15 protein-coding genes are annotated in these 14,159 nt (G+C 71.4%); 6 read left to right on the top strand and 9 right to left on the bottom strand.

Features of this window, described 5'->3' with window-relative positions; translation table 11 throughout:
• Window positions 1-28 precede the first annotated feature (28 nt).
• A complete protein-coding gene (locus tag EI982_RS10340; RefSeq protein ID WP_157689628.1) occupies window positions 29-967 on the top strand; it encodes a CPBP family intramembrane glutamic endopeptidase in 939 nt (312 codons plus the stop codon).
• On the opposite strand, the gene EI982_RS10335 is transcribed toward EI982_RS10340, so the two are convergent.
• Window positions 968-2,026, bottom strand: coding sequence for a hypothetical protein (locus EI982_RS10335; RefSeq protein ID WP_233255219.1), 1,059 nt, complete (start codon window positions 2,024-2,026; stop codon window positions 968-970). It lies immediately after the preceding gene.
• Window positions 2,027-2,051: 25 nt separating this feature from the next.
• On the opposite strand from EI982_RS10335, the gene EI982_RS10330 reads away from it, so the two are divergent.
• A complete protein-coding gene (locus EI982_RS10330) occupies window positions 2,052-2,627 on the top strand; it encodes an NUDIX hydrolase (protein ID WP_157689626.1) in 576 nt (191 codons plus the stop codon).
• A 138-nt stretch (window positions 2,628-2,765) separates the two neighbouring features.
• On the opposite strand, the gene EI982_RS10325 is transcribed toward EI982_RS10330, so the two are convergent.
• The 6 genes from EI982_RS10325 to EI982_RS10300 all read right to left on the bottom strand — a co-directional run bounded on the left by EI982_RS10325 (window position 2,766) and on the right by EI982_RS10300 (window position 7,746).
• Window positions 2,766-3,770 carry an AIR synthase family protein gene (locus EI982_RS10325; RefSeq protein ID WP_157689625.1) on the bottom strand — a complete coding sequence of 335 codons (1,005 nt, stop codon included), beginning with the start codon at window positions 3,768-3,770 and terminating at the stop codon, window positions 2,766-2,768.
• A 47-nt stretch (window positions 3,771-3,817) separates the two neighbouring features.
• A complete protein-coding gene (locus EI982_RS10320) occupies window positions 3,818-5,035 on the bottom strand; it encodes an MFS transporter (RefSeq protein ID WP_157689624.1) in 1,218 nt (405 codons plus the stop codon).
• 58 nt (window positions 5,036-5,093) lie between these two features.
• Window positions 5,094-5,981: an alpha/beta fold hydrolase gene (locus EI982_RS10315; RefSeq protein ID WP_157689623.1), complete on the bottom strand. Its 888-nt coding sequence runs from the start codon at window positions 5,979-5,981 to the stop codon at window positions 5,094-5,096.
• A 72-nt stretch (window positions 5,982-6,053) separates the two neighbouring features.
• A complete protein-coding gene (locus EI982_RS10310) occupies window positions 6,054-6,527 on the bottom strand; it encodes a phosphate-starvation-inducible PsiE family protein (protein WP_233255350.1) in 474 nt (157 codons plus the stop codon).
• Window positions 6,528-6,669: 142 nt separating this feature from the next.
• The gene (locus EI982_RS10305) at window positions 6,670-7,014 is read right to left on the bottom strand and encodes a cupin domain-containing protein (RefSeq protein ID WP_157689621.1); all 345 of its coding nucleotides are present in this window, start codon (window positions 7,012-7,014) and stop codon (window positions 6,670-6,672) included.
• 93 nt (window positions 7,015-7,107) lie between these two features.
• Complete coding sequence (locus EI982_RS10300) at window positions 7,108-7,746, bottom strand: IS6 family transposase (protein ID WP_157688051.1); 639 nt, start codon at window positions 7,744-7,746, stop codon at window positions 7,108-7,110.
• A 163-nt stretch (window positions 7,747-7,909) separates the two neighbouring features.
• On the opposite strand from EI982_RS10300, the gene EI982_RS10295 reads away from it, so the two are divergent.
• The 4 genes from EI982_RS10295 to yciH all read left to right on the top strand — a co-directional run bounded on the left by EI982_RS10295 (window position 7,910) and on the right by yciH (window position 12,461).
• A complete protein-coding gene (locus tag EI982_RS10295) occupies window positions 7,910-8,872 on the top strand; it encodes an AAA family ATPase (protein WP_157689620.1) in 963 nt (320 codons plus the stop codon).
• Window position 8,873: 1 nt separating this feature from the next.
• Window positions 8,874-9,908: a DUF58 domain-containing protein gene (locus tag EI982_RS10290; RefSeq protein WP_157689619.1), complete on the top strand. Its 1,035-nt coding sequence runs from the start codon at window positions 8,874-8,876 to the stop codon at window positions 9,906-9,908.
• Window positions 9,905-12,094, top strand: coding sequence for a transglutaminase TgpA family protein (locus EI982_RS10285; protein WP_233255218.1), 2,190 nt, complete (start codon window positions 9,905-9,907; stop codon window positions 12,092-12,094). The genes EI982_RS10290 and EI982_RS10285 overlap by 4 nt, the downstream gene beginning before the upstream one ends.
• A gap of 73 nt (window positions 12,095-12,167) precedes the next feature.
• A complete protein-coding gene (gene yciH / locus EI982_RS10280; protein WP_049935096.1) occupies window positions 12,168-12,461 on the top strand; it encodes a stress response translation initiation inhibitor YciH in 294 nt (97 codons plus the stop codon).
• A gap of 45 nt (window positions 12,462-12,506) precedes the next feature.
• Here the strand turns inward: yciH and EI982_RS10275 are convergent, their stop codons facing one another.
• Complete coding sequence (locus EI982_RS10275) at window positions 12,507-12,863, bottom strand: rhodanese-like domain-containing protein (RefSeq protein WP_157689618.1); 357 nt, start codon at window positions 12,861-12,863, stop codon at window positions 12,507-12,509.
• Between the two features lie 115 nt (window positions 12,864-12,978).
• Window positions 12,979-14,154, bottom strand: coding sequence for a serine/threonine-protein kinase (locus EI982_RS10270; RefSeq protein ID WP_157689617.1), 1,176 nt, complete (start codon window positions 14,152-14,154; stop codon window positions 12,979-12,981).
• Between the last annotated feature and the right edge of the window lie 5 nt (window positions 14,155-14,159).

Raw genomic sequence — 14,159 nt, 5'->3', positions numbered from 1 at the left:
ACTTACTCCCGGGCCGACAGGGGCCGGTATGGTCAACGAACTCCTCGTGGTCGGGGCGATGTTGCACCTGCTCGGCGGGCTGGTGCTCGGGACGCTCGTCCACCAGGACGCGTCGCTCCGGGGGAGCGACCGCGCGACCGAACTCGGGGCCGCGACCCTCGCCCTCGGACTGGTCTTCGCCGTCGGCTACTACCTCCGCCGCGAGCGGGTCGGGGACCTGCCGCCCGACGCCGAACGGCACCGCGCCCAGTTCGCCGACCGCGGGTGGGACCTCCTCCGGAGCCTCCTCCTGATCGTCGCCGCCTTCCTCGCGGCCACGGCCGTCGTCGGGCTCGGGATGAGTGCCCTGATCGGGGCCGGTATCCTCGCCCGCGAGACCCTCGAATACCGCGTCGTCGCCTCCGTCTTCCAGTTCGTCGGCTTCGGCCTCGCCGTCGCCGGCTACCTCGCCATCACCGGCGAGTGGGACCTCCTGCAGGTGAAACGCCCCTCCCTCCGGGGGATCGGTCTGATCGCCGTCGGCGTCCTCGTCCTCGTCGGCGCCCAACTCGTCATCGCGCGCCTGCTGACGGCGTTCAGCGTCGAGGTGGCCCAGAACCAGGTCGTCGTCACCGGCCAGCGCGACCCCCGCTATTTCCTCTATATGATCCCCGTCGCCATCCTGCTCGTCGGCCCGTTCGAGGAACTCGTCTTCCGGGGCGGCGTCCAGGGCATCCTGCGGCGGACCTGGGGTCCCTCGGTCGCCATCGCCCTCTCCAGTGTCCTCTTCGGGGTCGTCCACTGGGTCGCCCTCACCGGCGGTGGCGGCTCCCGGGTACCCTACGTCACCGTCGCCGCCGTCCTCGGTCTCGTCCTCGGCTACCTCTACGAGCGGACCCGCAACCTCGTCGTCCCGGCGGTCGTTCACGGCCTCTACAACACGGTGCTGTTCGGCGCGCAGTACCTCTCCGCGACGGGGATGGGGTAGCTACCGCACCTCGATCGACAGCTCGTCGAACTGCTCGTCCACCAGCGACTCCACCGCGGCCCAGTCGACGGGCGGATCGAGCGATTCGAGGGTCGACTCGAACGACTCGACGGACGCGGTCACCTCGTTCCAGGACTCCTCGAACCCGTCGATGGCCTCGGCCGTCGCGTCGAGACGCCTCGAACACGTCGCGTGGCGCTCGGAAAGCCCCGTGACGCGGTCGCGGAGCGACGACAGTTCGTCGTCGTACGCCCCCTCCCGCCGGCCGAGCCACGCCTCGAGTTCGTCGACGTCCGCCCGGAGTTCGTCGAGGATGACGCCCATGACCCGCTGGAGGTGGTAGGCGGCCAGCCACCGGTCGAACGCCCGGTCGTCGTCGCCGTCGCCCGCCTCGATCCGGTCGAGGAGCCCGGCGGTGTTGTCGAGATACCGTTCGAACCCGCCGAGTTCCTCCCGGAACGCGTCGAACCGCGCCTCGGGGTCGTGGAGCCACGACTCGAACTCGTCGAGCCCCCCCTCGACGTGATGGAGGCCGTGTGCGACTTCGTGGACGGCCCGCTCGCACGCGACCAGCCGTTCGGCACCCGTATAGAGGTTGACGGCCGATCCCGGCTCCCGCGACGTCGCGTCGAGTCGGTCCGCCGCCGTCGATAGCTCCGCCCGAAACGCCTCGAACTGCGACTCGTACTCGTCGATCCGCGCCCGGACCTGGTTGTGTTCGCGGTCCGCGGGGTCGACCCCCGCCAGCAGGTCGCGAAAGCGCGTCGCCGCGGCCTCGACGTCCTCGGCCGTCGAGCGTCGCTCCCGTCGGCACTCCCGGTACCACGACGCGAACGCCTCGGTCGCGTCCGCGCCGTCGGCCTCGTCGACACGCGTCGCGAGGCGGTCGAGTACGTCGTCGGACGCGTCGACGTCCGCCTCGTCGACGCGCTCGCGAACGGTCGCCACGTCGAGGTCACGCTCTCGGTCGTCGGTCATCGACGGCCCTTCGAGGGGTTCGCATTTAGGTGATTCGAGGCGTCCCGCGGCGACGCGGTCGGGATGCATCGAAGACGCCATTATCCTCGCTCCCGGAACGTAGACCATGAGCGCGAACGAGGGCGGCGACGCCGGGGCGTCGGAGCGACACCCCAACGCCGAACAGGCGGTCATCGCCGTCGACGGGGACGATCAGGAGCAAGGGACGGTCAACCGCCTCGATGCACACACCGGCGACGGCGTCCGTCACCGCGCCTTCACCGCCCTCGTCTTCGACGGCGAGGGCCGGGTGTTGCTCGCACAGCGCGCGCCGGGCAAGCGCCTCTGGGACACCCACTGGGACGGCACCGTCGCCTCCCACCCGCGACCGGGCCAGACCCAGAAGGAGGCTACCCGCCAGCGACTCGTCGACGAACTCGGCGTCACGCCGGATCAGTACGACGACCTCCGGGTGACCGACAAGTTCGAGTACAAACGCTACTACGAGAACGCGGGCCTGGAGTGGGAGGTCTGTTCAGTCCTGCAGTGTACCCTCGACGACGTCGCCCTGGACCCCGACGAGACGGAGGTCGCCGGCCGCCTGTGGGTCGACTACGACCACCTCCACGAACATCCCGAGTGGTACCGTCAGCTCCGACTCTGCCCGTGGTTCGAGATCGCGATGCGCCGCGACTTCGACTGATTCGGAGTATCGTAACCGTTCACCGGGTGGTCGCCGGGACGGTCCGGCGACCCACCGGGACCGACCTGCGATAAACAGCACGAGGTGCTCGTCCCGCCCCGCGGCCGCCGACCGCGAGCGTCGCCGACGGCGCCCCGATCAGGTCGAGAGCCGCGCGTAGGCGGCCCACGAGGCGTCGACCGACGGCGCCGCGATCCGGTCGCCGTCGACGTAGGCTCCCTCGCCCTCGACGACCCGACCGATCCGGGCGGCGGTCGTCCCCCGATCGGCGAGCGCCGACAGCACCGCGTCCGTGCCCTCGGGGTCGACGGCGACGACCAGCGTCCCCGACGTCGTGGCGGTCCAGGGGTCGATATCGAGGGCGGCACACGTCTCGGCGACGCCCGGCCGGACGGGAATCCGGTCGCGCTCGATTTCGAACCGGACGCCGGCGCCCGTCGCCATCTCGGCGAACGCGCCGTGGAGGCCGCCCTCGGTGGCGTCGTGCATCGCGGTCACCGGCCCTGCGGCCGCGGCGGTCAGGGCGTCGCGGACGCAACTCGCCTCCTCGAGCCGGTCCTGGGCCGTCGCCAGCGTCGCCGGCGGGAGGTCGACCCGCTCGGGGAACAGCGTCGTCAACAGCCCCGTCGTCTCGACGGCCGGTCCGCCGGTCACCAGGAGGTCGTCGCCCGGCCGCGCCCCGTCCGGGCGAACCACGTCCGCGGCGTCGCCGACGGCCAGCGCCGTCGCCCCACCGACCCAGGGGAACGAACACCCCTCGTACCGGGCGGTGTGACCGGTGACGACGCTCACGCCCAGGTCCGTCGCCTCGGCGTGGAGGCCCTCCCACACGGCCGCGAACGCCTCGTCGCTCATCCCCGGCGGCAGGGAGAAGGAGACGGCGAGATGCGAGGGCGGGAGGCCGCTGACCGCCACGTCCGCGAGGACGACGTCGAGCGCGAAGCGGCCGGCCCGCTCGTAGCCGAGCGCGGGGAGGACGGAGACGGGATCGGTGGCGATGGCGACGGTCCGGTCGCCGATCGACAGGAGGCCGAAGTCGACGCCGGGCGTCGGGCCGAGGCACACGTCGTCGCGCTCGGCGCCGAGGCGGGGGCGGACGTGGGTCTCGAAGAACTCGCGGTCGATCTTTCCGAGGTCCGGCATACCGTCGCTCGCCGCGCCGGGAGTAAAGGCGTGCCGCTCGCGGTCGATCACGCCATCGCCCGGTCGGCGAACAGCACGCACGCCGTCCCGACGACGAGGCTCCCGACGACGACGGCGAGGAGCGTCCCGCGGACGGCGACGGCGAGGCCGTAGCGAGGCGTGGCGAACGCGACGGCCCCGCCCATCACGACCGGCGCGACGGTGCTCCCGATCCGGCCGGCGGACTCGCCGAGGCTGACGAGCGACCCCCGGAGCGCCGCGGGCGCAACCGTCGAGACGGTGCTGCGATAGAGCGTGAGCACGACGCCGAAGCCCGCGCCGACGACGAGCGATCCGGCGCCGGCGACGGGCAGCGAGGGGGCGAGCGCGACGGCCGCGAGGCCCAGTCCGGCGGCCGCCGTCCCGACGAGCAAGGGGGCGCGCCGGGTGTCGAAGGCGGCGGTGAGCCGCCCCACCTGGGAGCCGCCGACCGAACTCGCGACGCTGGCGACGGCGACCAGCGCCCCCGCCACGCCGGGCGTCCCGTCGAGCAGGCGGACCACCACGATGGAGTTGTAGGTCAGGAAGCCGAACCAGAGGAAGGAGGGGACGGCCCGGCCGAGCAACACCAGCGCGATCCGCGGCGTCCGGACGAGCGCGAGCAGTCGCGTCACGTCGAGCCCCTCGGCGTCGGGGTCGGCGGCCGGCTCCTCGAACCGCCGGTGGACGACGGCCGCCGCCGGCAGGCCGAGCGCGAACAGATAGAAGGGATACTGCCACGCGACGGCGACGAGCAGCCCCGCGAGAAACGGGAAGACGGCGAGGGAGCCCCCGACGGTGGTAAAGCGGAGGCCCTGGGCGGTCGCCTCGCGCTCGCCGGTGAAGAGGTCGCCCGTGGCCGCGATGAGGACGGGCGCGATGCCGGTGAAGCCGACGCCCTGGACGAGACGCAGGGCGACGGAGACCCGGAAGTCGGTCGTGAACGCCAGCCCAAGTCCGGCGGCGCCGAACAGGGCCAGCCCGGCCGTGAGCACCGGCTTTCGTCCCACCCGATCCGACACCATACCGACCAGCGGGATGGCGAGGACCCCCGGGGCGGTGAACGCCGCCATGAGCAGGCCGATCCGTGCGCCGGGGATGCCGTAGACGCCGGTCAGCGAGTCGAGCAGCGGCGAGACGAGCGAGGCGCCCATCGGGGAGACGACGCTCCCGAGGAGGATCACCCTGAACCGCGGATCGGCCACCACGTCCGCCTCGTCGCCGGCGAACCGCGTTGCGAGTCCCACGCCGATGGCTGTGTGCCGTCGGGTTTGAGCCTTCCCGTTTCGGCCGTCGGTTCCGGTTTCACTCGGCCGCGTCGAAGCCCGCCCGCAGGTGGTCGGCCACCCGGTCGGGGAACTCGCGGTGGAGCCAGTGGGTCGCGTCGTCGAGTAGGACGGCCTCGCCGTCCCGGCAGTAGGCGACGCTCTCCTTGGCCATCGACGCCCGGAGGAAGCGGTCGCGGACCCCCCAGATCACGCGCGTCGGCGGCTCGACCGGGTCGGTCCGCTCGGGCGGCGGATACCGCGCCACCGCGCGGTACCAGTTCACCATCGCGGTGAGGGCATCGGGCTGGCGCCACGCCGCCCGGTAGCGCTCGAAGTCGGCGTCGTCGAACGTCCCCGGGCGACTGGACTCGCGCATCGACCGCTCGAAGAGGCGGTAGTTTCCCGCCCGCGAGACGAGTTCCGGGAGGCGGGGAAGCTGGAAGGCGGCGAAATACCAGCTCCGGCGGCGCTGGTCCCACGACCGGGCGAGGGTCCGTCGCATCACCGTCGGGTGGGGGACGTTCAGCGCCGCGAGCGTCCGGACCCGGTCGGGGTGGTCGAGCCCCAGCCACCAGGCCACGGCGGCCCCCCAGTCGTGGCCGACGACGTGGGCCGACGTGGCGCCGACGGCGTCCAGCACCCCCGCGGCGTCGGCCGCGAGCGTCGGCAGGCGGTAGGCGCCGACCCCCGACGGCTTCTCGCTCGCGTTGTAGCCGCGCTGATCGGGGACGAGGACCCGATGGCCCGCCTCGGCGAGGCGGCGCGCCACCGGCTCCCAGCCGTACCAGCACTCGGGGAAGCCGTGCAACAGGAGCACCGGCGGCCCGTCGGCGGGGCCGGCACGCACGACGTGGAGGCGGACGCCGTTCGCCTCGACGACGGTCGACTCGCCCTCCGACGGCCGGGGACGGACTGGGTCGGTCACGTCCGGTGGATACCGCTACAGCGATAAAAGGGCGCCCCCCGGGGCGTCGGACGCCGTCCCCGACGGTCCGTCTCAGTCCATGAGCTGCCGGCTCTCCCCTCGCTCGACGAGGAGGAGTCCGACCAGGCCGAGGATGAGCACGGCGTAGGCGGTGGCGGCGAGGAGGGCGTCGGTCGACGTCGCGTACTCGCCCGTGCGGAAGATGATCGTCTTTCGAACCATCGCGATGACCCCGGTGTAGATGACCAACCGGACGATTCGACGGGTCTCGCTCTCCTCGGTGTAGGCGATGACCGTCTCGTACACCTCGACGATGATGAGGAGGAGGAGGCCGGTGTCGATGAAGCCGATGACGACCAGCGGATCGGTGATCCGGCCGGCCTGTGTCGCCTGCACGATCTGGATCATGAGGTCGACGACGCCGATGGCAAAGAGCAGCGCGAAGACGGCGGCCGCGACGAGTTCGACCATGTGGACGAACCGGTTGGTGACCGCCGCGAACCGGCTCGACGCGAGCGGCGTCGCCCGGCCCCGCGACTCGAGCACATCGGACGAGAGGTCCCCGCTGGTCGACTCGTCCTCGGCCGTCGCTTCACCCTCGTCCGTCTCCTCGGTATCCCGTGCCACTGGGGAACCGTACGCGAGCCGGCACATAAAAACCGGCGGGGCCGGGGGGCGAGCCCCCGGCTCAGTCGCGGTCGGTCCAGAAGTCGAACGAGCGGCCCGGGGCGAACACGTCGAGGCCGACGGCACGCTCCTCGCCCGTGTTCTCGACGCGGTGGGCCTCGTTCGATTCGAGCCACACCGAGTCGTTCGGGCCGAGGGTGACCGCGTCGTCCGCGGTGGTCACGGTGAGCTCGCCCGACAGACAGAGACACACCTGTTCGTTCTCGTGGTCGTGCATCGGCGAGCTGTGCCCCGGCGGCTTCTCGAACCACTCGAAGGAGAAGCGGTCGCTGCCGGCGAGCGCGACACGCCGCCACCCCTCCTCGGGTTCGTAGGTTTCCGCCTCGTCGAAGGCGACTGGCTTCATCGGGGCACCTCCGCCGGACCGTCGGTGATCGGAACCATGTGGCTCGGTACCGCGGGCGACGGGCAAAACCCTTTCCTCGGCGCGGGGGTCGTGTTAACTTTGGCATCGATTCCACCAGACAGCGAGGGCTTGGAGCCACGATTCTGCTGTCGTCGGCTCCACGTGGCTAAACGTATTTGAAAACGAAGAGGTTCGTCGTTTTATCTCACGAAATAGACGTTCGACGGCATTCCGATTGCCATGGCGTTCGTATCTGCAATCGAGGCCGTGTCGATCGAGGGCAGTTTGGAGCCATTGAGCATCGTCGACGAGAAACACGGCGGTTTCGACATCGTGTTTCTCGCGTAATTCGCTCAGGAAGATTTCGGTTAAACCAGTCGTATACGTGCTAAAAAGCCGTATGTGAAGGAATGTGTTTGTTTCAGGATCGATGGCGGCGTACAGCCAGTATTGCTGATCGTTGATTCGAATCACGGTTTCGTCAAGCGCAACCTGATTCGGGCTCGCACCGCCTTCGGGCTGTAGATCGGCCTTCTGCACCCAGTTGTGGACGGCCGTTCGAGAGCGTTCGACACCCAACCTTTCAAGAATCGAGATGGTATTCGAAAGTGATAGTCCAGCCACGTGCATCTGAATACCGAGCCGCATCGCGAACTCGGGTGTCCGCTGACGCTCCACAAAATCTAATTCGATCCAGTCGCTACAGTCGCTGAGGCGTGTGATTTCGGGCATAGACACTCAGAAATCAGCACGCCTCACTCTTCACGCTTAACTTGACACGACTGGCGCGGGCGGCCGAAGGTATAGGTGGGTCTGGGTGTTACACGTTCACACCCGCCGCCGGTCGGTTGCCGACCCCGGACGTGGGTACGGCCGTCGACTCGCTCTATCACCCATGACGGACGCAAGTCTCCCGGAATCGGATCACCCGGAACAGGTTCCGCCGCTGTCGGTGGCCGACGCCACGACGCTCACCGACCGCATCGTCGACAACGTCGAGGAGGTCATCGTCGGGCAACACGACGCCATCGAACACATCCTGGTCGCGACCCTCGCCCGCGGCCACCTCCTCCTCGAGGACGTCCCGGGGGTCGGCAAGACGGTCCTCGGGCGGGCCGTCGCCACCTCCGTCGACTGCTCGTTCAATCGCGTCCAGTTCACGCCCGACCTCCTCCCCTCGGACGTGACCGGCGTCAACGTGTTCAACCAGAAGACTCGAGAGTTCGAGTTTCGCCCCGGCCCCGTGTTCGCGAACGTCGTCCTGGGCGACGAGATCAACCGCGCGCCGCCGAAGACCCAGGCCGCCCTGCTGGAGGCGATGGCCGAGGGACAGGTGACCGTCGACGGCGAGACCCGCCGGCTCCCCGATCCCTTCACCGTCATCGCGACGCAGAACGACGTCGAGCCCGGCCGGACGTACGACCTGCCGATGGCCGAAGTCGACCGCTTCATGAAGAAACTCCGCCTCGGCTATCCCGACGAGGACGCCGAGACGCGACTGCTGGAGCGGGTCGCGGGCGATCACCCCATCGAGTCGCTCACACCCGTCGCGACCCTCGACGACCTGCGGGGTGCCCGTCGGACCGTCGCGAACGTCACGCTCAGCGAACCCGTTCGGCGGTACGTCTCGCGGCTGGCGTCCTACACCCGCGACGAGGCGTCCCTGGGTGTGAGTCCCCGGGGCGCCATCGCCCTCACCCGCGCCGCGCAGGCGCGGGCCGTCCTGAACGGCCGCGAGTACGTCGTCCCCGACGACGTCCAGACCGAGGCGCCGACCGTCTGGAGCCACCGCATCGACGCCGACCGACCGGGGCGCGACGTCGTCGACGCCGCGCTGACCGCCGTTTCGGTCGAGTGAGATGTCCCGACGCCTCCTCCCGACCCGCCGTGGGGTCGCCGTCGCCGCCGCCGCCGTCGCCGCCGTCGCCGCGGGCGCGACGTTCGGCCCGCGGTCGCTCGACGCCGTCGTCGTCCCCGCGGGCGTCGCGCTCCTCGCCGCGGGCGTCCAACTCCACCGCCTCGATCCACCGACCGTCGAGCGGACGCCGCCGCCGCCCGCCGATCCGGGGACGACGGCGACCGTCCGGCTGGCGTTCGACACCGACACGCCCGTCACCGCCGTCGTGCGCGACCGTCTCCCCCCGGGCGTCGACGGCGACGCCGAGGCGACGACCCTGGTCGGGGGCGACCCCCTCGTCTACGAAGTGACCTACCGCGAGCGCGGCGAACACGCCCTCGGCCCCGCCACCGTCGACGCCCGGGACGTGCTCGGCCTCGCGCGGCGCACCTTCGTCCCCGAGGGACGGGCTTCGGTGCTGGTGTATCCGCGGGTGTTCCACCCGTCGCCGGCCGTCGCCGAGCGGCTCCGGGGCCTCGCAGCCCTCGACGCGGGCGCCGAGCGCGGCGCGTTCGATCACCTCCGGGAGTACGTCAACGGCGACTCCCTGCGTGACGTCCACTGGAAGTCGAGTGCCAAGCGCGAGGACCTCGTCGTCCAGGAGTTCGCCGACGACGGCGACCGCCGGACGGTGACGGTGGCGGCGAGCGCCGCGCCCGGGCGGGCGGACGCGATGGCGGAGGCGGCCGCCACCGTCGCCGTTTCCCTCCTCGACGAGGGCGTGTCGGTGTCGCTCGCGACGCCCGACGGCCGGGTTCGGACGGCGCCGGACGACGCCGACCGGGTGCTCACCCACCTCGCCCGCGCCGGTGCCGGCGACCCTGGCGACGCCGACGCCGACGCCGACGTCGCGGTTCGTGCGTCCGAGGACGGGGTGACCGTCCGCGTCGACGGCGCGTCACACCCCTTCGATCCCGGCCCCCGACGCCGGCTCGACGACCGGGGGGACCGACCCACGGAGGACGGCTCCCCGTCCGCACCGGAGGTGCGAGCGTGAGCGTCGAGGCCGCCGACCGGTCCGGGCTCCTCCCGTGGTCGATCGGTCCCGACTTTCGGCTCGCCGCCCTCTGCTCGCTGGTCGTGCTCACCGCCGCCTACGGGAGCGTCCTCTATCGCGTGACGGACGTGGTCGGCGGCTCGCGACTCATGCTCGCCACGCTCGTTGGGGCGGCGACGCTGGCCGTGGCGACGGGCCGCGTCCTCCGGGTCCGGACCGCGCTCCTCCTTGCGGCGCTCTCCCTCGTCGCCGGCTTCGCCGTGTACTTCCTCTCCGTGCCCGCGAGCCAGCGGGCGCTCATCTCCCCCGAGCGCCTGCTCTCCGACACCGTCGCCCTGCTCACCGGGCTGTCGGTCCTGCGACTGACGCAGGCGAACGTCTGGGCGCTGTCGGTCGCGCCGACGCCCGTCTTCCTCTCGTGGTACCTGGCCGTCCGCCGCCGGTACGTCTCGAGCGTCGTCGTGGGCGGGACGGTGCTCGCCATGCTCGTATTGACGGGCGACGCGGGGACGCTCACGACCCTCGCGGGCGTCGTCGGCGCGGCGGCCGTCGTCGGCTTCGGGACGCTGGATCGCTACGGCGGGACGGGCACGCAGGTCGACACGCTGGTGATCCTGCTCGCGGTCATGGTGGTCGCCGCGGCGTCGCTGTCGGTGGTGCCGGCGACGCGGACGGCCCCCGTCCTCCCCGACCGCGGTTCGCCCGCGGGCGTGACCAGCCTCGTCGACACGCAGGACCGCGTGGAGGTGGTGGGGACGATCAGGCTCTCGCCGCAGGTGCAGTTCTCCGTCGAGAGCCGGGCCGAATCCTACTGGACGACGGCCACGTACGACCGCTACACCGGCACGGGGTGGGTTCGGTCCGGCGACACGAGCCCCTACGGGGGGCGACTGGACGGGCCGCCCGGCGACGGGCCCGAGGTGAGACAGACGGTCACCGCCGAGACGGAACTGGGGGCGATGCCGGCGGCGTGGCGGCCGACCGCGGTCACGGACATCCCCGCCTCCCGGGTCCGGGTGACGCCACAGGGGACCCTTCGCCCGGCGACGACGCTCGATCCCGGCGAGCGCTACACCGTCACCAGCCGACTGAACCGACCCTCTTCCGACGAACTTCGGGCGGCCGGCACCGACTACCCCGACGGGATCCGCGAGCGCTACACGCAACTCCCGGCGTCGACGCCGGATCGGGTGCGGGAGCGCGCCGCGACGGTGGCCGACGAGGCCGGCGCCGAGACGCCGTACGGGACGGCGGTCGCCATCGAATCGTATCTGGAGGCGAACAAGCGCTACTCGCTGACGGTCGAACGTCCCGAGGGGAGCGTCGCCGACGCCTTCCTGTTCGAGATGGACGCGGGCTACTGCACCTACTACGCGACGACGATGGTGACGATGCTGCGGGCGGAGGGGGTGCCCGCGCGGTTCGTCACGGGCTACACGCCGGGCGAGCGCGTCGGGGAGGACGAGTGGGTCGTCCGCGGCCTCGACTCCCACGCGTGGGTGCAGGTGTACGTCCCCGACGAGGGCTGGGTACGGTTCGATCCGACGCCGGCCGCCCCCCGCGAGTCCGCCGAGCAGGCCCGGCTGAACGACGCCCGCCGCTCCGACGAGGCGGGCGTCGACACGGCGGAGACCCGCAACACGACCCCCGTCTCGACGGCCGCGGACCCCGCCTCGGTGCCGAACACTACGTCGACGGTGGCTCCCGCCGGCGGCGACATGCCGGACACCCAACCCGACGCGGTCGGCGACGCCGACCCGGTCGCGGCCAGCGACGCCGACCGCGGCCCGACTCTGCCCTCGCGGGAGACGCTCGCGCTGTGGGGCGTGGTGCTCGTCGGCATCGGGGCGGCGGCCAGGCGCACGGGCGCGGGCGCTCGGGCGGTCCGCGCGGTGTGGCTCCGGCGCCGCGGCCCGCGCCGCGACCCCGATACCGACGCGAGACGGGCGTTCGAGCGACTCCAGTACCTGCTCGAACGACAGGAACGCCCCCGCCGTCCGGGCGAGACGCCCCGGACGTACGTCGAGCGCGTGACGACCGACGACCGCGCTCGGCTGGTCCTGCGGACCTACGAGCGCGCTCGGTACGGCGACGGGGTGGATCGCGAGGCGGCCGACGCGGCGACCGACGCCGTCGGCGAACTGGTCCGCGAGCGGACGCTCCCGACCCGGCCGTTCGCCCGCTGATCGACCGCTCGACCGGCCGTCGTGACCGGTCCCGACACTGTTTAATAGTCCCACCCAGTAGCTTTACCCTGTAATGTCGGAAGTCTGCTCGACGTGCGGGCTCCCTGAGGAACTCTGCGTCTGCGAGGACGTGGCCAAGGAGTCTCAGGAGATCAACATCCGCATCGACGAGCGCCGCTACGGAAAGGAGGTAACGATCATCGAGGGGTTCGATCCGAAAGACGTCGACATGGACAGCCTGTCGTCGGACCTGAAGTCCAAGTTCGCCTGTGGCGGCACCGTCGAGGACGGGTCCATCGAACTCCAGGGGAACCATCTCGGCCGCGTGGAGGACTTCCTCCGCGACAAAGGGTTCAACGTCGCGTGATCGGCGGCTAGTCCGCTCGTCGAGCGCACTCCTTTTCCGCCCCGATCAGAACGGCGAGTCCGGCGTCTCGCCGTCGGTCTCCCGGTCGTCCGTCTCCAGCGGTCCCTCCCACGCCTCGAGGCCGCCGGCCATGCTCTCGACGCGTGCGTCCGCCGTTCCCTCGTAGGACGCGATGAGGCGTGCGGCTTGGACGCTCGCCTTCCCGTGGGGACAGACGGTGACGATGCGGTCGGCGTCGGCGAACTCCTCGATTCGGTCCGGCAGTTCCCCGAACGGGACGTTCTCGCTGTCCGGGATGTGCCCGCGCGCGAACTGCCCCGGCGAACGGATGTCGATCACTCGCGGCCGCTCGTCGCTCTCGAGCAGCGACTCGACGTCCTCGGGCCTGATCTCGTCGTCCATACTCGCCCAAGGGATGTCGAGCCGAATAAGCCACCGGTTCATAGCGTTTGGGTCGTTACCGGTGGTTCGCCGGGACGGTCCAGCGAACCCCGGGAAACGGGAACGATACTCCGTCTCAGTCGGTGTGCAACACCGCCGTCGGGAACCGTTCGCGGCGCGCGGCCGGATCGTCGGGGAGCTCCCGCCGTTCGTCGAGGGCGGCGTCGGGGGCCGTCCACAGGAGCGTCGTCCCCTCGCGGTCCGCGTACTCCGCGGCCGTCAGCGTCGTCACCGCCCCGACGGCGAGCGTGCGGTCGTCGAGGACCAACCGGTCCAGATCCGGGAAGGGGTCCTCGGCCGTCCCGACGGCAAGCAGCCCCGCGCCGGCTCCCACCGGTTCGTCCGCGACGGCGAGGGCCGTCACGCCCGCCGTCCGCGCCCGCTCGACGAGGTCCGGTAGCGTCGCCTCGACCCGCTCCAGTGCCCGCCGGAGTCGGTCGACGCCCGTCGCGGGCGTGACCGACCCGTCGTCGGCCGCGAACAGGGTAAGCAACGAGTCGGTCCCGGCGTCGGCCGGGCGACGTTCGATCCCGAACGGGTACGGCGTGTCGTCGACGCGGACCGCCGTCGCCTCGACGTCGAGGTCCATCGACTCCGGGCCGTGGACCGATATCGGCAGCTCGCGGTCCCACCCCGGATTGACGGTCCGGACGCCGACGTGGGTCGCGCCGGCCGCCCGGAGCCGTTCGAGCAGGGACTCCAGTGGGACGGCGTCGACCGTCTCGTCGAGGAGCCGTTCGAGCGCGTCGCTGTACCCCTCCGCCGGGCCGAGCCGGCGCGCGAGGCGCTCGGCTACCTCGCCTTCGACCCACAGCATCGTCGGCTCCGCGTAGAGGTCGTCGGGGTACGGCGGCGGTTCGGCCCGCTTGATCGTCGCCTCGGCGGCCTCGACCTTCTCGACGGCCCGCTCGTGGTAGCCGTCGACGATGGTCCGCGAGAGCGGGTCGCCCTCGGCCGAGCGACCGATCGCCCAGACGTAGAGGCCGATGGCCTCGAACGAGAGGCGGTCGGCGCCCTCGTAGACGAGGTTCCGCAACACCCACGTCTGGGCTTCCCGGCGGGAGAGCGTCGTCTCCGCGACCAGTTCGTCCACGTAGGAGCCGTACAGCTGTTCGAGCGTGTAGCAGTACTCCTCGACCTGGTCGCGGGTGACGTTCTCGGGGAGCGGATCGACGCTCGTGAAATCCAGCGCCGCGCCGATGGCGTTCAGCTTCGTCGAGGGGTGCCATCGCGTCTCGATCTCCACGTTCACGTCCC

The sequence above is a fragment of the Haloplanus salinarum genome (assembly GCF_009762275.1).
GTDB lineage: Archaea > Halobacteriota > Halobacteria > Halobacteriales > Haloferacaceae > Haloplanus > Haloplanus salinarum.
This window is presented reverse-complemented; position numbering and strand designations above follow the sequence as displayed.